General features: G+C 59.2%; 10 protein-coding genes and 1 pseudogene. 8 read left to right on the top strand and 3 right to left on the bottom strand.

Annotated elements, in window-relative coordinates:
- Positions 1 to 206 precede the first annotated feature (206 nt).
- From NZ585_02185 to NZ585_02170, 4 genes and pseudogenes are all read left to right on the top strand, one after another.
- Positions 207 to 1,253 (top strand): acetylserotonin O-methyltransferase, encoded by a 1,047-nt coding sequence (locus tag NZ585_02185; GenBank protein ID MCS7078846.1) that lies wholly within the window; start codon positions 207 to 209, stop codon positions 1,251 to 1,253.
- 45 nt (positions 1,254 to 1,298) lie between these two features.
- Complete coding sequence (locus NZ585_02180; GenBank protein ID MCS7078845.1) at positions 1,299 to 2,369, top strand: hypothetical protein; 1,071 nt, start codon at positions 1,299 to 1,301, stop codon at positions 2,367 to 2,369.
- A 9-nt stretch (positions 2,370 to 2,378) separates the two neighbouring features.
- A complete protein-coding gene (locus NZ585_02175; protein MCS7078844.1) occupies positions 2,379 to 3,335 on the top strand; it encodes a Gfo/Idh/MocA family oxidoreductase in 957 nt (318 codons plus the stop codon).
- Between the two features lie 234 nt (positions 3,336 to 3,569).
- Positions 3,570 to 3,956 (top strand): annotated as a pseudogene (locus tag NZ585_02170) (class I SAM-dependent methyltransferase).
- Positions 3,957 to 4,205: 249 nt separating this feature from the next.
- Here the strand turns inward: NZ585_02170 and NZ585_02165 are convergent.
- Together NZ585_02165 and NZ585_02160 are read right to left on the bottom strand one after the other, a co-directional pair.
- On the bottom strand, positions 4,206 to 6,737 hold the full coding sequence (locus NZ585_02165; protein ID MCS7078843.1) for a GAF domain-containing protein: 2,532 nt from the start codon (positions 6,735 to 6,737) through the stop codon (positions 4,206 to 4,208).
- 197 nt (positions 6,738 to 6,934) lie between these two features.
- Positions 6,935 to 7,753 carry a formylglycine-generating enzyme family protein gene (locus NZ585_02160; GenBank protein MCS7078842.1) on the bottom strand — a complete coding sequence of 273 codons (819 nt, stop codon included), beginning with the start codon at positions 7,751 to 7,753 and terminating at the stop codon, positions 6,935 to 6,937.
- 247 nt (positions 7,754 to 8,000) lie between these two features.
- Here NZ585_02160 and aceE point away from each other — a divergent pair, with 247 nt between their 5' ends.
- From aceE to NZ585_02140, 4 genes are all read left to right on the top strand, one after another.
- On the top strand, positions 8,001 to 10,676 hold the full coding sequence (gene aceE / locus NZ585_02155) for a pyruvate dehydrogenase (acetyl-transferring), homodimeric type (protein ID MCS7078841.1): 2,676 nt from the start codon (positions 8,001 to 8,003) through the stop codon (positions 10,674 to 10,676).
- A 100-nt stretch (positions 10,677 to 10,776) separates the two neighbouring features.
- Positions 10,777 to 11,841 carry a hypothetical protein gene (locus tag NZ585_02150; GenBank protein ID MCS7078840.1) on the top strand — a complete coding sequence of 355 codons (1,065 nt, stop codon included), beginning with the start codon at positions 10,777 to 10,779 and terminating at the stop codon, positions 11,839 to 11,841.
- A 911-nt stretch (positions 11,842 to 12,752) separates the two neighbouring features.
- On the top strand, positions 12,753 to 14,162 hold the full coding sequence (locus NZ585_02145) for a hypothetical protein (protein MCS7078839.1): 1,410 nt from the start codon (positions 12,753 to 12,755) through the stop codon (positions 14,160 to 14,162).
- Between the two features lie 201 nt (positions 14,163 to 14,363).
- Positions 14,364 to 15,512 (top strand): formylglycine-generating enzyme family protein, encoded by a 1,149-nt coding sequence (locus NZ585_02140; GenBank protein MCS7078838.1) that lies wholly within the window; start codon positions 14,364 to 14,366, stop codon positions 15,510 to 15,512.
- A 240-nt stretch (positions 15,513 to 15,752) separates the two neighbouring features.
- On the opposite strand, the gene NZ585_02135 is transcribed toward NZ585_02140, so the two are convergent.
- The gene (locus NZ585_02135) at positions 15,753 to 16,907 is read right to left on the bottom strand and encodes a 50S ribosomal protein L11 methyltransferase (protein ID MCS7078837.1); all 1,155 of its coding nucleotides are present in this window, start codon (positions 16,905 to 16,907) and stop codon (positions 15,753 to 15,755) included.
- Positions 16,908 to 16,952 lie beyond the last annotated feature (45 nt).

Genomic DNA, 16,952 nt, shown 5'->3' with positions numbered 1-16,952 from the left:
GAAACCTTTGAGGGCTAGTAACGTTTCAGCCGCATCATTCTGGATGGCAGTTAGGAGGGGAGCAAGTGTTGACGCCGCACCCGTAGCATGAACAGCGGCGGCCATGCTAGCGTCTGCGTCGCCCATTGTTTTATTTCTACTCACTTTGGCGAGCAGTTTGGGCAAGAGCTTTGCCGCAGCCTGCGCCCAGAGTGTTCGGAGTTGACATGCCCACGTCAGCAAAACGTCGCTCGCGGCGGGCGACACATCCGACTCCAGAGCCGCTGTATCGGCTGGGGACGGCCTTTTGGAGCAGCGGCGTTCTCTTCGCTGCGCACCGACTGACAGTGTTTGATGTGCTTGATGCGCAACCACGTACTGTCGCCGAACTGGCGGGCGTCTGTGGTTTGACCCCGGACGGAGCTGGCAAGCTGTTGACGGCTTGTCTAAGTCTCGGCCTTGTTGCCTGCGATGAAGCAGGCCGATACCGGAATAGTCCGTTGGCGGGCACCTTTTTGGTACGCGGCAAGCCAACCTACCAAGGTCACTTGTTGGATTACCTAGCGGATTTGTGGGCGCGGTTTGGCGAACTGGAGTACCTGCTTCAGACTGGCGAGAGTGGCCCGCGTGAGACAGCCTTTATGCTGGCGCGTCCCGACGCCGAGCGACAGGCGGCGGAACGGGCCTGGGTGCTGGCAATGCACGAGATCGCCATGGGCGGCCAAGCCGAGGCGCTTTGTCGAGCGGTGGACCTGAGCGGCTACACCCGCTTGCTTGATGTGAGCGGCGGGTCGGGTACTTATGCAATTCGTTTCGCTGAACAGTACCCAACGCTAACGGCGGAAGTGCTTGATCTGCCGGAAGTCCTCGCTGTTGCGGAAGACTTGATTCGACAGTCGTCCGTCGGCGACCGCGTACGGATACGTCCGGGCGATTTCGTCAACGCCGACTACGGCGGCGGCTATGATGTAGTGTTACTGTCGGGCGTGCTCCATGGACTTGGCGAACGCCACATCCTGCGCGTGCTCAAGAAAGCCTACGCCGCGTTGAATCCGGGTGGGTGCGTTATCGTACAAGAAATGACGCCGGATGCACCGTCACCAACGGCGGCGCAGTTCGCTGCCCTTTTTAGCCTCAACATGATGTCCGGTGGAACTTACTCGGCTGAACAAATTGCATTATGGCTCAACCAATCCGGATTCTTACGGATCAGAGTCACGCCGCTGGAACAAGCTTGGTGGTTTGACCACGTTGTGTTGGGGCGGAAGCCCTAATTCCTGTTCTGACTTCTGTGGAGTAAGACCTCTGGGAGCTCTTCTATGCCGCCGCGTAAAAAAAGGAAAAAACGTCTCTGGCTTTACCTGAAATTTTTTATTCCGGCCGTCGTGGTGGCGCTTGTGGCTGCCATTAGCTACACAGTTTACGCCGTCAATGCAATTACAAAGCCCAACCGCAGTTTGCTTTTAGTCAAAAACTTCCCCAAAAAGCTCCCCGACAGATGGGGTCAGGTGGTTAGTTTTACTTGGAAGGAGGCCCAGATTTCAGGCGCTAGCGGTACGCTTGAAGGGTGGCTCTTTATTCGCGGCGCCGGCATGCCGGGTATCATTGTGACTCACGGACTCAACAGTTCGCGCGCCGACATGATGGACTTGGGGTATCGTCTCTGGGAACGCGGCTATAACGTGCTCATCTACGATCTCCGCGCCCATGGTGAAAACACATCGATTGTGACAACCCTTGGAGCTATCGAGAAAAAAGACCTAAAGGCGGCGCTCGAATTCTTCAAAGCCCAAAAAATTTCGGTGGCCGGCCGTCAGGAGCAATTAGTGGATCCGAACAAGATCGGGCTGTATGGTGTGAATGTTGGGGCCTATGTGTCCTTGATGGTGGGAGGGGAAGATGACGCCGTGAGAGCCGTCTTCGCCGACATGCCATATGACTCGGTGCGCGATTTCGCTCATCTGCGCGCACGAGAAATGTTTGGTTTTGACAACTTTATCACCAACGTTTTGCTTGACATCGGATTACAAATTAACCAAGGCGGTATCTACGACACAGGGTCGGTTCAGAGTCAAGTCGCCAACTATCAAAGCAAGGGGAAAAGCGTCGCCGTGCTTGTCGCCGAAAATCAGCCGCGCGCCGCTCAACAGGCGGCTGCCGCCGTTGCAACGGCTTTCGGCGCAGTGTGTGAACGTATTGATATGCCGAAATCACGAAACTTGCCGCTGGCCGGCAAGGAAGCCGATCTCTATAACGAGCGCGTCTGCGCCTTTTTCGCCCAGCGCGGCTTTCCGATTGTACCGCTTCCGGCTACCACATCGCCAGAGGCTGGAAAACCGCAGCCTGGAAATGAAGCTGGCAAGAAAGGCGACACAGGAACAGGTCAATAAGCACCGGCCATGGTTGAAGTCGGGGTAATCGGCGTCGGGGCGCTGGGACAGCACCATGCCCGGCTCTACGCCGAGTTGACAGGCGTTCGCTTGGTCGGCGTCTGCGATCTACGCGCTGATGTGGGGCAAGCGGTCGCCGATCGCTATGGCGTCGCCTACTTTGCCGACTGGCGCGAACTGGCCGCCAAAGTCGCTGCTGTCAGCCTCGCTGTACCAACCCGCGAGCACTGTTCGCTGGCCGTCGAACTGCTGTCGCAGGGTAAGCATGTTCTGGTTGAAAAGCCCATTGCGGCGACGCTGGAAGAAGCCGACCAAATGATTGCAACAGCCGAACAGGCAGGCGTCCAGTTGCAGGTTGGTCATTTGGAGCGGTTCAACCCGGCGCTTCAAGCGGCGTATGCGCTGGTTCGAACGCCACGCTTCTTCGAGATTGATCGCCTCAATGTTTTCACGCCGCGCAGTCTGGATATTGATGTTGTCGCAGACGTGATGATTCACGACCTCGACCTGTTGCGTTGGTTCGTCGCTGCTCCACCAGTAGCCATTCACGCCGTCGGCGTCCCGGCGCTGACGGAAAAAGTGGACATCGCCAGCGCACGGATTGAGTTCGCTGACGGCTGCGTGGCGAACGTTACGGCCAGCCGCGTCTCGCTCGAAAAGGTGCGCAAGCTGCGCTGCTTCCATCTAGGAGGCTATGTTTCGGTGGATTGTCTAGCGCAGCAAGTCACGGCGTTAGAGGTTGTACGTCCTTCGAAGACGCAGCCGCAACCAGCCATTACGTCGCGTCCGGTGACGGTCGTCGCTGAAGAGCCGTTGCGCGCCGAACTAGAGCACTTCATTGCCTGTGTTCGAGACGGCCGACGCCCGCTGGTAGATGGGTATGCCGGCCGCGCAGCGCTCGAACTGGCGTTGCAAGTGACGGAAGCGATCGCTGCGCACGCCCGCCGCGCTGGACTTGTTCCATAAGCTTATGCTCCATTCAGGTTTGGCGACCGCCGCTAGGCGGGAAACGTCGAGCTGGTCGAGTGACATCGGCGCGCGTCGCGCCAGGAACAACTTCACGCCATGGAACCTGACGAATATCGCCGGATGTTCGACTTGGAAACCACTTACTGGTGGTTTGTGGGTCGCCGGCTGTTAGTTCGCGACTGGGTGGCGGCGGCGCTGCGCCGAACGCCGTCACTATCAACAGAGCCGTCAATGGAACGATGGCTGCTGGATGTCGGTTGCGGTACAGGCGCAAACACCGACATGCTAGCGGGTTTCGGGCGCGTTATCGGGACGGATGTCTCGACGGAGGCCCTACACTGGTCGCGCCGGCGCGGTCTGTCGTCCCTTGCGCGGTGCCGTACCGAGCAACTGTGCTTTGCTGATGATACATTCGATGTCGTAGCGGCGCTTGACCTCCTCGAACACGTTGACGACGACCTCAAAGCATTGGCCGAACTGCATCGGGTGTGTAAACCCGGCGGCGTGGTCATTGTCACCGTGCCTGCCTACGGCTTCCTCTGGAGCGCCCACGACGAAGCCCTCCATCATCGTCGCCGGTACGCTCCGCGTGAACTGCACGATAAACTCACCGCCATAGGCTTTGAAGTAGAGCGGCTCAGTCATTTTATGTGCGGGTTGTTCCTGCCGGTTTTGGCGCTCCGCTGGTGGCAAAGTCTACGGAAGCGCGGCGTTCGTCCCCAAAGCGACTTGCGTCCCCTGCCGGGCTGGCTCAATCAGGGGTTAGTGTGGCTTCTGGCCGGGGAACGGTGGTTGCTCCGCTGGTTCAATCTGCCGCTTGGCGTCTCCCTCATCTGCACAGCTCGGAAGCGTGTATGGGTGCGGAAGCTAGTGGAGCGTCACCCGGAGTTCACTTACGATTTCGCTCAACGTGCGCTCGACGACGCCTATGTCAACCGGCTTGGCCATGACTCGAACCTGTTGTGCCTGCAAATCCGCCGGGCGAATGGTGTTCGCCCATCCCGTCACCAAGGTGATAGGTAAGTTGGGGGCGATCCGACGCGCTTCGGCGATAAGCTGCCAGCCGTTCATATCCGGCATGCCAAGATCAACAAAGAGCGCATCAAAGGCTTCTTCCCGAAGCCGCCGGAGCGCCTGAAATGGATTGGTTTCGATGTGGGCGGTGTGGCCAAGTAAGCCGATAATGTCGCTAATCGTTTCCGCCACCGGGCGCTCGTCGTCCACAATCAGAATGCGCAGCCGTCGTGGGGGCGTCAGGGTTGTTGCGTCGGGGAGTAGTTCCTGCGTTAGCGAGCGGGGCGCCAGCGGGAACGTTAGCGTGAACGTCGTTCCACGTCCCAGTTCGCTTTCGACTTCGATACGCCCCTTGTGACGGCTCACGATGTTGTGCGAAACACTGAGTCCCAAACCTGTCCCCTGGAGACCCTTCGTCGTGTAAAAGGGGTCGAACAAGCGCTGCTTGGTTTCTTCCGTCATTCCAACGCCGGTATCGCGGACGACCAGTTTCCCTGCTCCATCACTCTCATACACATTGATGGTGATTTCGCCGCCGTGCGGCATAGCGTCCAGCGCGTTGAAGACAAGGTTGGTTAGGACTTCGCGGAGTTCGGTCGGATTCCCACGGATGTGAACCGGGGTCGGCGCTTGACACAGAACGCGCACTGGATTGCCACTGGCGCGGGCTGCCCATTCTGGCTGCGTCGCCTCGATGGTTTCCTGAACAAGTTGACTCAAATCAAGTCGCTCGAAATCGGCGTCATCCTGACGGACGCGCGCAAAGTCCTGAATCCGCTTGACAATGTTGGCGGCGTCTTGGGCGACTTTGTAAATGATGTCCAGCGCACGCCGTGTCGCGTCGTCCTTTGTTTGCGCCCTTAGTAAACCGAGTCGGCCCTGAATAATGGTTAGGGCATTGTTGAAGTTATGGGCGACGCCAGACGCCAGTTCGCCCAGCGCCCGCAGCCGTTCGGTTTGCTGCATTTGGAGGTGGTAGGCGCGTTCCTGCTCACGCAGGCGTTGGGTTTCAGCCAACTGTTCCTGAAGTTGAGCGATGAGCCGTGAGTTGTGCAGAACGACCGTTGCGTGATCCGTCAGCAGTTCGAGAATTTCGACCTCTTCTGTGGTGGGCGGCGGTCCGTCGCGATCTACGCTGAAGGTCCCGAAAAGCTTGCCTTCCAGCGCCAGCGGGACGACAACGACCTGCCGACCTGTGTGCCACAAACGCAGCGGCGACTCAGCATTGCGCCCAAGGAGAAAGGAATGATCGCCGATGCGTCGGTGGACGCCCGACAGACGCGCCCCCGGCGTCGTCGAAAAGCCGCCGACATAGGTGCGCTGCGTTTTGAGAACATCAAGTTCAATCCGTTGCGCTTCGCTGAAGTCGCCGGCGAAAGCGGCAATAAACGATTCGTTAGCGGACATGGCGGCCACGTCACGCAGGCAAAACAACGCCCGCGCCCAACCCATGTCGCAGGCAATCTCGCACATCCGGCGCAGAATCTCGGAAACGCTCAAGTAACCCGTGTTCAGGCTCAAATGGTGCTTGACCTGATTGGCGACCTCGACAATTCGCCGGAGTCGTTGCGATTCGGCAGTCAGGCGCTGACGCATTCGGACGTTGTGGATGGCAATCGCTGCCTGCTCCGCTAGGGGTTGTACAAGGCGCACAGTGTCGTCGCCGTAAGCGTTCGCCTTGCGACTAGTGAAGTTCAGCGTTCCAATGACTTGCCCTTCAACAATGAGTGGGTGACAGAGGGTGGCCCGGAAGCCCTGCTTGAGCCAGTCGTCATAGACAATGAAGCGCGTTTCCTGTCGAATGTCCGGGGTGATGATCGGTCGCCCATGCTGGACGACCCAAGCGGTAGCGGTATTTTCACCCGGCACGACCGCGCCGACCTGAACCGAACTCGAGCCATCCTCCTGAAGGGCGTAAATTTCAACCTCGTTAGTGTCACTTCTGAATAGCGTGATGCTGGCTCGGTCAAATGGAAGCAAGTGCGCAGCCTCGCGGGCAAGCGTCTGGAAGATTTCTTCCATAGTGCGCCCGGCGTGAATGTCACGGGTGGTCGCCAACAAGACGGCGGCCTGGCGGCTGAGTTGTTGAGCCGTGTCAGACGGGGACATGACTAGCGCGATGAGTTTTTCGCCGTGCAATTCGACCGGATAGAGCGTCGCGCTGGTTGCAGCGTCAAAGGTGACGACTCGTGGGAGCGTAACCTCGCCGCGCGCCACCAAGTCGAGTAGAGGGGTTAGCGCCGGCGGAAACGTCGGCGTGGAAAGCGCCGCCGAAAGATCAAAATCCGTTGATTCGGTCGCTGGCGCATTGCCGGGTTCGGTCATGATCGCCGCGTGACGCAGTGTGCCGGTCAAGTCAAACAGGTAGTGGCCGGGAGTAAGCATGGGGCGGTTTGAAACGAAATGTTCAGGTCGGACGCTCAAAACGCCGTGCGGCATAGGGGAACCGGTTGATTCGGCTTGGGATAACGGTTTTTGTCGCCAAGCTATGACACGGCTTTTAGCCTAGGGTCAAGAACAAGTGGTGTATGTACAAGCCGGTCTGCGCCTACGCAAGCTTTTGACCTAAAACGGGAAACGTCCTACGGTGTGGACGCCCACACGTCTCCGCGGGGTGGTTGTGGTATGTCCGCCGCACAGCGAAAACCGAGCGTGAAGGCGATCGTGCCGGGAGGAAGTCCATAGCGGTGCGTAACTTTGAGATATTCCGCGCGGTCGTTCCACGAGCCGCCCCGTACGACACGGCCGCGTCCGAACGCCGGCCCCGGCGGTCGGCGTATTGGACTGACCGCATAGTAATCCGCGTCAAACCAGTCGGCGCACCACTCCGCCGCATTGCCCGCCATGTCGTAGAGTCCAAACGGGTTGGGTGGAAACATCCCGACGGGCGTTGTTTGGATTCCGCGTAACGGCGTCCGTTTCGGGTAAACAACGATGCGTCCGAAAGTAGCATGGTCGTCCGGTGTGTCGCCGGCGCCGTCCGTCCCGTATAGGGCCGTCGGTCGCCCAGCGCGTGCGGCGAACTCCCATTCGGCCTCGGTCGGTAAGCGCTTGCCGGCCCAGCGGGCGTAGGCCACGGCGTCGTTCCATGTTACGGCGACAACCGGATGTTGGTCGCGGCTAGGCGTGGCGTAAAGCGCCCAGCGCCCCTCACTTTGGTAGCCGGTCGCCTCCACAAAGCGCCGGAAATCAGCATTTGTTACTTCAGTCCGGTCAAGGAAAAATGGCGCAACGGTTGTGAGGTGTCCATTGCCCGCAGCGTCATACCGAACAAACGTCCCGCCGGGAATGAACACCATGCCGGGTGGGATGGACAGCGGCCGGTACGGTGGGTTGGCGGGATATACCCGGCAGGCCGTCAAGCAGGCCGTCAGGCAAACAAGCCACAAGTGGCAAGCCATACTGCGCTGAACGTTCCAGCGGGGACGACAGGTGCGCGCGTTAGCCTTCATAGGCCGCATGTGAAAAGACGCCTGAAAGGGCCGTCAATGTGGGCGGCGCAGCGTTGTTTCCTAGAAAGACTCAGCTCTCAAATCACTTGCCGGATGACTGTACCTTGGCGTACAAAACAGCGGCCCACCTCTTGAAGCCACAGGGCGACACTGCCGCGACAAGTCCGACCATGCCGTACGGAGGAGGTCCCCGCCGATGTACCTCGACGAGTTCAAACAGCAGTTGCCGGACGCCGACCCTCAAGAAACCGCTGAATGGTTGGAGGCGCTAGAACAGGTTGTCAACCAAAGAGGACGTGAACGCGCCCAGTTTTTGTTGCGCAAGTTGCTCAAGAAGTCGCGCCTGATGCGCGTCGGTCTGCCGGAACTGGTTCAGACGCCCTACATCAACACGATTTCGCCGGAGCAGGAACCGCCGTTTCCGGGTGATGAAGAGATGGAGTTGCGCATTCGGCGCATCGTCCGGTGGAACGCCGTAGCGATGGTCGTCCGAGCGAATCACCACTTTCCGGGCATCGGCGGCCATTTGGCGACCTACGCTTCGTCGGCCAGCCTCTATGAAGTCGGCTTCAACCACTTCTTTCGCGGCAAGGACGGCGGCAGTGCCGGCGATCACATCTTTTACCAAGGACACGCTGCGCCCGGCATTTACGCGCGCGCGTTTCTCGAAGGCCGTCTGACCGTCGAACAGCTGGAGCACTTCCGCCGTGAGGTCTTAGGGAAGGGCCTATCGAGCTATCCGCACCCGCGCCTCATGCCGAACTTCTGGGAGTTCCCTACGGTCTCGATGGGCTTGGGGCCGATTAATGCTATTTACCAAGCGCGCTTCAATCGTTACTTGCACAATCGCGGCATCGTGGATACTTCCGGCTCGCGCGTTTGGGCTTTTCTGGGCGACGGCGAGACCGACGAGCCGGAGGCGCTGGGCGCGCTACAGCTGGCGGCGCGCGAGGAACTGGACAACCTCATTTTCGTCGTCAACTGCAACCTGCAACGGCTTGACGGCCCCGTACGCGGCAACGGCAAGATCATCCAAGAACTCGAAGCCGTCTTCCGGGGGGCGGGGTGGAACGTCATCAAGGTCATCTGGAGCCGGCGCTGGGATCCGTTGCTAGCCAAGGACACCGAAGGCGCGCTGCTGCACATTATGAACACCACGCTCGACGGCGAATTTCAGAAGTACTCCGTCGAGACCGGCGCGTACATTCGACGCCACTTCTTCGGTAAGGACCCGCGCACACTGGCTATGGTTGAACACATGTCTGACCGTGATCTGGAGCGGCTTCGGCGCGGCGGCCATGACCACCTGAAGATTTACGCGGCTTACAAAGCGGCGGTCGAACACCAAGGACAACCGACGGTGATTTTGGTCAAGACGGTCAAGGGCTGGATGTTGGGCGAAAGCGCGACGGGTCGCAACGCTGCACATCAACTCAAAAAACTCACTGAAGCCGAGCTTAAGAAATTCCGCGATCTGATGGCGTTGCCGATTCCCGACGCGAAGGTGGGCGATGCGCCCTACTACCATCCGGGCGAGAAATCGCCTGAAGTCGAGTACCTGCGTGAGTGTCGTCGGCGGTTGGGCGGCGAACTGCCCAAGCGTGTTGTTCGGTCAAAGCCGTTGACGCTGCCGAAAGAGGACCTGTACGCGGAGTTTAGCGTCGCCACGCAGCAACCGGTTTCAACAACGATGGCCCTTGTGCGACTGCTGCGCAAACTACTCGACGACAAAAACATCGGCGCGCGGATTGTGCCGATTATCCCGGATGAGGCGCGGACGTTTGGGATGGATTTTCTCTTCAAAAAGATCGGCATCTATGCCGCCAAGGGACAACTTTACGATCCGGTGGATTCCAACTTGCTGTTTAGCTACCGCGAGGCGAAGGACGGCCAACTCCTCGAAGAAGGCATTACGGAAGCGGGGGCGATGGGGTCGTTTACGGCGGCCGGTACAGCCTACGCCACGCACGGCGAGCCGATGATTCCGTTTTATATGTTTTACTCGATGTTTGGCTTCCAGCGCACCGGCGACCAAATCTGGGCCGCCGGTGACGCGCGCAGTCGCGGTTTTCTCATCGGCGCAACGGCTGGGCGCACAACGCTCAATGGCGAGGGGCTGCAGCATCAGGACGGCCACAGTCACATCCTAGCTTCCACCGTCCCGTGCTGCCTCCAGTACGACCCAGCGTTCCACTTCGAGGTCGCCTGCATTGTCCGTGAGGGGTTACGGCGGATGTATGACCGTCAGGAAGACATCTTCTATTACATCACGGTTTACAACGAGAATTACCTGATGCCGGCGATGCCGCGCGGCGTTGAAGACGGCATTCTGCGCGGGTTGTACCTATTCAAGCCGTGCCTTGAAGCTAAGCGCCACACGGTACAGCTTTTCGGCAGCGGCTCAATCATGATGCAGGCGCTGGAGGCACAGCGCCTTTTGGCTGAACGCTATGACGTAGCGGCGGACGTATGGTCGGCGACGAGCTACCGGGCCTTGCGCGATGACGCCCTTGAGGTAGAGGCCTGGAACTTGGCGCATCCGTTGGAAACGCCGCGTACGCCCTACATTCAAAAAGTGTTGGCCAATGCGGAAGGCCCGGTCATCGCCGTCAGCGATTTTATGAAGGCGTGGCCGGACAGTATCGCCCGCTGGGTTAAGCAGCCGTTCTTGGCGCTGGGAACAGACGGCTTTGGCATGAGCGACACCCGCGAGCAACTGCGGCGACACTTCAAAGTGGATGCACCGTCTATTGCATACGCTGCGCTTTACAAGCTAGCGGAGATGGGGCGGTTGAGTTTTGACGAGGTAGCTCGCGCTAGGGCGGAGCTATACGGCGAGGCAGGCGTTCTCGAACCGGTTGGTGGTCGCTAGGGTATTTTTCCACAGAGGGATGCTGTCTAGAGACAGCAAAGCCGCCCTTTGCGCGCCGGGCGTGCGAATCTCGCGTGCGCGGTAGGTGCATAGACGCGGTATGGCTGAGAGCTTTCCACCGACGCGGTATGTGATTGAAAGGGTTCATCGTTGGGCTATCGCCCTACAGCGCGCGGCGGCGCTGTTTCGGCAAAGATGTTTCACTGACTTGTACTTTGGCCCATCCGAACAACTTGACGCCGATCGTTTCCCCGGCTTCCAGCCGGCTGTTCTGTACTGGGTCGCCACGGCGGAGCGCGAGCGTCTGACGTATGCGCTGCCATTGTCCGCGCTCGGATTGACATTTCAAGACCTACCTTCCATTGCTCCTGCTGTCATTCGCCGGCAAGCCGAGTTTCTTGAAGATTGCCGGCGGTTGTGGGAGCACATTCGCTCGGACTTACCGGGCGCTCCGACGCTGGATGTTGCGGCGTTGGGTGAGATCGCAGAACTGCCAAGTGACTGGCTAGCGAGGTTCAATGCCGCGACCGGTCTGGCACGGCGGCGTCCGGCGGATGAAGAAACTTGGGCTGTTTGGTGTGAACTGGCGCTGGTGGCGCGAACGGCGCAGAGTGTTGAAACCATTCGGGCGGCGCTAACGCTCGCCGAACTCGATGCACGGACGGATTTGACTGCCGTCATTGATCAAGTTCGTCAGGACTTTGGGCGGCGACTCAATGAGTTTTTCTTTGTCAACATTTTGAGCGGTGTAGCCGACGCGCCGCGTACAGTCGGTGAGCGCTTGGGCCGTAACGGCGTCTTCGCCGAGCATGACTTATCAAAAACGCATATCCAGCCATTGAAGGGCTTGCTGACCGTCGTTGGGTCATGGTTGGGCGGTCCGCCGCTGGTCATCGAGACGACAATTCGGACTTGCTCTTTCCAAGAGCAAACACGGGTGGTGCTGGCGGCGGAAGGGAAATCACCAGCGTTGGGACGCCATCTGTGTACGCTTTGTGCGGCGTTTGACCAAACGACGCTGGACGCTGTTTTACCGTCATTACTCGCGCCGCGCAGCCGGCTACATGCGGCGCTTGGCTGGGGCGACGCTGCCTGTCGCTTTACCGCCGAGTTGGGCGCACGATCATCACCAAAAAGCTCAACATCTAGCGCACTTTCGGACTAGTGTCGCGCAGCGGGTACTGAATTAATGGGGCAAAGCCAGTTGGAAACTACTCTTGGCAACCCTGTGACTGCTAGGATTTCATCCGGCGGCAGGCCACAGATACCAGCTAAAGGAAGGTCATTTAGACCTGCCGAGTCGAGACGCCATGCCGTAACGACAACGCCGCGTTTGGATAGGGAGCGCCACCGTTGTCGTTAGCTTGTTGATTGGCGCGCGATGGACACTGCCCAGAGGCGCAGTACCGACCTCAGTGGACAGCCGACTAGTGACGCGCCAGCAAGCCAACCCGCGAGACCTCAGCCTCGTTGTAGCCAGCCACTCGTAGCGCACAGTGACAGCGGCGTGGCGACCGTCGGCGGGCGTTTGCGCGTTGGAAAATAAAGCCGGGGAACATAACCGGAAAAAAGCGACAATCTACGTGAACTGCACCGCTTTGCGGCAGTGACGACGCAACATTGCGCGTAGGGTGGGCGATAACCTGAGTGAGACGGCTTGCTCCCATCAACAGAATCTCTTTACTGCCGAGGTATAGCGCCATGTCACGAGTTCGCGGTCCTGTTGCTCCTCCTCCAACTCCCAAATCAACTCCGCCGGCTCCCAAATCAACTCCGCCGGCGACCAAGACAACAACAAAGACTAACCCCACTGCCGACCGTCAGCCGGTGGCTGATGCGAACTCTGCACGCCCCGAAGAAGTACGTTTAGCCGGTGCGCTGGCAAGGGCGCGAGTGACAAGTACCACAGTCGCTCGGCCTACGTCAGGAGCGCAGTCCAGCGGGTCCAGCGTTCAGCTTACCTCGGGAGTGCGGTCCAGCAACCCAGCTCGGGGTGCTCGCTCAACTCGCGTAGAAACAATCACCAAAAGAGTTATAGAAGCTTACGCTAATAAAGGACCAGCTGAGTCCGCCCGTGTGCTTGCTGAGGAATTGCGCAGGAATCCCGGACTCCGCACTCAAATCCTTGCCGAACTTCAGCGGCAGAATATTCTCGCGCTCGTCCTGTTTGGAGCGGGTGGCTATTCACACGTCCATGAAAGAATCCCCATTTCCGCCGACGACCAGCAGGTTATCGGACAAGCCCTCGCTGAAGCCTACAAGAGTAACGCGATTGACCTCAATAGGCTTGTAGATGAGTCCTACCCTGGCCTTCGAGCCTTGGAGGGCTTCGTGGGGATTGTTGTCGCGCAAAGCGGCGATCCAAAACTCATACAAGACTTTGTTGAAACGACACTGCGGAAGGCATCACAGGCGGACGTTCATGACCTTATCAAGGAGAATATGCTCCGCAGCGCTGCGCGCGCGATGAGCGGCCTTGTGGGTGGTAGCGATCCGCAGGCGGCAGAGCGGATTAAGGCGTTTGAACGGCTTGTTGATAAGCTTCATAAAGCCGAGTTAGGTATTGATCTCAAGAGCTTCATCAATTACCTCGGAAGATCCTCCTCTTATGATGTATACCCACCGAGGATCAGTCCAAGTGCAGTTCCGCAGCCCGACATTCTCAGAGATCGGCTAGTCGTACTGCATTTCAGCGCAAGTCCGCTGACTGACATTCTTAGGTTGGCTTCTAGTGCGAACTTGAACTCTGAGACAAAAGTCAGACTCTTCGATACCGTTGTCAAACACGGCGATTTGTCTAGAGTTTCTGTAGCTGTGCGGAGTGAGTTAGCTAAATTCTTTGCCTCGCACAGCAGAGAATTTATAGAGCACTTTGCATCCACTGGCCGTGAGCAAGTGTCCCGAGACACACAGAAAGAAAGGTGGAATACCTTATCACAATTCTTCAGGTCTGTGATGTTCGGAGCACCACCTATAAGCGATGAGGCTACAGTACGTCTTTTCGACGGTCTTGCTAACGGAGCAAGGCAGATTCGTGAAGCCTACGGTCTGGAAACGGCAGCGAGAATCCTAGGAAGGCTAGATGGAACCATTAGCCATGCCTTCGTGAGCGAAGTTGCCTCAAGAAAAGAGCAAGCAAAGGCAGTACAAGAAATGGCTAAGCAGATTATTGGAATTGCGACGGGCGGGGCTGCAAAGGCACTTAACTTGCACCCATTGGCGGCTGTTGCTCTCAAGATGTTAGGTGACAGACTTGCTGAGATAGCAAGCAAGCCTTTTACCCCAGAGACATTAGCAGGTGGCCAAAACCTTGACAGCCTGAGAAGTTCATTCATGGTACTGTTTGGCATACTCAACCCAGACAGCTCGTATATCCCGGATGGGAATCCCAATAATGATAGTAACACATACGCTGCAGTGTATGAGTCCACATCACAGGAGGTACGAAATCGGTTTGCGGACACCCAGATTTCTTACACACGGTGAGGTTTGGTTCTGGTAAGTCTCGGTTGAACAAGCCTTACTCACACGATGTGTGTCTATGGTTCTGGGACGCCGTTTGGCGTCCCGATTTCTTTTTCGGCTGTTGCTCTTGCTTCAGCCGTTTTCGTCAGGCAACCCGGTAACTGCTAAACTCCATCCGGCGGACAAACCACAAATACCAGCCAAAGGAAGGCTACCCTAGACATGTCCGGTCGAGACGCCCTACTGCAACGACAACGCCTCGTTTGGATACGGAGCGCCGCTGTCGTCGTCAGCTTGTTGATTGGCGCACTATGGACACCGGCGCAGGAGCGCAGCACCAGCGTGAGTAGTAAACCCGCCGGCGGTGATGAGACGGACAAACCGGCCGGCGGCGGCAAGCGCAGCGGCGGCGGCAAGCCGTCCCGTCCGACCGGGCCAACGGGACCGCCCTGTCCGGCGAATCCGCTGCCGCCGACGGTCAGCCTGCCCGCCGAACAGCTTTCCACCCTGACCTTTGAAACGCCGCGCCTCGACGCCAAAGGCAACGTCGTCGAGACGCTCAAAAAGGAAACCACTCGCTTTACGGAGACCCTTGGCGACGGCGTAACGCTGGAACTGGTCGCCATACCGGGCGAGTGCTTCACGATGGGCGCGTCCGGCGACGAAGCCGGCGACAACGAAAAGCCGCCCATTCGAGCGCGAGTGTACGGCTTCTACATGGGACGCACGGAAGTGACGCAGGCGCAGTGGCGTACGGTCGCCGGCTGGCCGAAAGTCGAGCGCGATCTGCCGCCGGAGCCGTCCAAGTACAAGGGCGACAACCTTCCGGTGGACAGCATTACGTGGGACGAAGCGGTTGAGTTCTGCCGCCGCTTGGCGAAAAAAACCGGTCGTCCCTACCGTCTGCCGACGGAGGCCGAGTGGGAGTACGCCTGTCGGGCGGGCGCGACAGGGATGTTTTCCTACGGGCCGGTCATGGCCGCGAAGTTTGAAAACTACGATAGCTCGCTGCCCTACGGCGACGAACCGGCCGCGCCGGCCCGCAGGCAACCGACGCCGGTCGGCTCGCTGGGCGTCAACGCCTTCGGGCTGGCCGATATGCACGGCAACGTCCGCGAGTGGTGTCTGGACGACTATACGCCGCGCTTGACCAACGCCCATGCGTACGGCGGGCCAGCGCGCAACCCGCGCAAGGACGAGGAAGGGCAAGCCCGCGCCATTCGCGGCGGCTCGTGGGCGGCGCTGCCCGACGGCTGCCGGTGCTCGATTCGGGACGGTCTCCACCGCGAGGATTTGCTCACCATCCTTGGCTTCCGCGTCGTTTTGAGCGACCGCTACGGCGAGGGACAGCCAACAAACGACGAAGATTAAGGGCGGTTTCCGTAATGATGTGGCGATATACCGTTGCGGAACGGCGTTAAGCATTTGGAGTGCGGCGGCGTTCCACCGCTTTTCTGCGTGGCGGCCCGACGCCACGCGCCACGCTGGAAGGCGTGGCCGTGTTCCTTGTCCCAAGACAAGCTGAGAAGTCATCCGGCGCGTCAAGCCGCCGCACTCCAAACCGTTGACGCGACTCAACCGGGGCGTCGCTACATCTTCTCGGAACTTGCTCTAGGTGAACTTGAAAAGCTGCCCCTTCACATAAACCAGCGCGTCCTCAAGCGTTGGAAACTCATTCGTGAAGTGTTCGTACAAACCTTGGGCGACCTGCCCAACCGTCCAGCCGGCGTCAAGCTTTGTTAAGAGAAAAAGCTGCGCCCGTCCGCGAACGCCAAGACCCGGTGCGGCGTCGGACGCCAAAGGGCGCAGGCGCTCCGGCGTGGCCAGCCAGCCTTCAAAGTCGGAATGCCGGAACGTTCGGGACGCTCCATCGGCGCTCCGCCACGTCACTTCCCACCGCAGCAAGCCGCCGCCGCCGATAGCCGTCAGACGGACTTCAACCTCATCGCCCTCCGCCACCGACTGCGGCTCGGCGATAGGCAGGCACAAATGACCCCAACTGGTCGGCTTGCCGCCGGGATCATTCGTGACGCCGACGGATGCCGTCAGCGCCGCCTTGAACCAGCCGCCGACGCCGTGCATCACGCCCGACCGCCGTACGCGAAACGTCGCTGTTCCAGCCACCCTAGGCGGTGTTGCGCCGGACAGCGCCTCGGCGGAGGTGTCCAGCCGACAATAGCATTGCCCTTCGGCCAGCAAATGTTCAGGACGCAGCCGTCGTGCATACTGCTGATTGACGGCGAACGCCAACCCGGATGAAAAGTCAAAGCCGCAGACCGGCCGCCGCCACACCGTCAGAGCCGGCTCCGCTTCCGGCCACGTGATGGGCGCGCAGTACAGCTCCAGCGTTTGGGGGATGATCCGTCCGCCGGGCTTGAGCCAGCGTCGGCAGGCGTCCCACAGCGTCGGCAGGATGCGTTCCTCCGCGCCGTAGTTGCCGATGGTTTCCGATATGACGACATCCACCGGCTCCGGCAAACGAACTTGGCGCGATGGGCGATTGATAAACGTCACTCGGTCGGCGTAGCCGTTCCGATGCAGGATGAGCTTCGCCAGCTCGATGATCGGGCCGTCGTCAATCGCATAGACCTGCCGCGCGCCGGCTCGGCAGGCGAACAACGTGAGAATCCCTGTTCCACAGCCGACATCGGCCACGACATCGCCCGGACGCGCGACCGACTCGACAGCCGCTTGAAAGGCCTGTACCCGGAGTTCATCGGCGATGAGCGAGGCATGGTAGGTCAGGGCAACGTAGTCGGCGTACATCGAACGGCACAGGTCAAGTCACTGGCGCTGGAGTCCGGGAGCATA

Origin of the sequence: Chloracidobacterium sp. (assembly GCA_025057975.1) — a bacterium.
Lineage (GTDB): Bacteria > Acidobacteriota > Blastocatellia > Chloracidobacteriales > Chloracidobacteriaceae > Chloracidobacterium.
Note: the sequence above shows the minus strand (reverse complement) of the source record. Positions and strands in the feature narration are given on the sequence as shown.

Excerpts from the sequence above, each read along its gene's own strand:
- NZ585_02150 (MCS7078840.1), top strand. The coding sequence starts at position 10,777 with ATGGCTGAGAGCTTTCCACCGACGCGGTATGTGATTGAAAGGGTTCAT.
- NZ585_02140 (MCS7078838.1), top strand. The coding sequence starts at position 14,364 with ATGTCCGGTCGAGACGCCCTACTGCAACGACAACGCCTCGTTTGGATA.
- NZ585_02165 (MCS7078843.1), bottom strand. The coding sequence starts at position 6,737 with ATGCTTACTCCCGGCCACTACCTGTTTGACTTGACCGGCACACTGCGT.
- NZ585_02185 (MCS7078846.1), top strand. The coding sequence starts at position 207 with ATGCCCACGTCAGCAAAACGTCGCTCGCGGCGGGCGACACATCCGACT.
- aceE (MCS7078841.1), top strand. The coding sequence starts at position 8,001 with ATGTACCTCGACGAGTTCAAACAGCAGTTGCCGGACGCCGACCCTCAA.
- NZ585_02135 (MCS7078837.1), bottom strand. The coding sequence starts at position 16,907 with ATGTACGCCGACTACGTTGCCCTGACCTACCATGCCTCGCTCATCGCC.
- NZ585_02160 (MCS7078842.1), bottom strand. The coding sequence starts at position 7,753 with ATGGCTTGCCACTTGTGGCTTGTTTGCCTGACGGCCTGCTTGACGGCC.
- NZ585_02175 (MCS7078844.1), top strand. The coding sequence starts at position 2,379 with ATGGTTGAAGTCGGGGTAATCGGCGTCGGGGCGCTGGGACAGCACCAT.
- NZ585_02180 (MCS7078845.1), top strand. The coding sequence starts at position 1,299 with ATGCCGCCGCGTAAAAAAAGGAAAAAACGTCTCTGGCTTTACCTGAAA.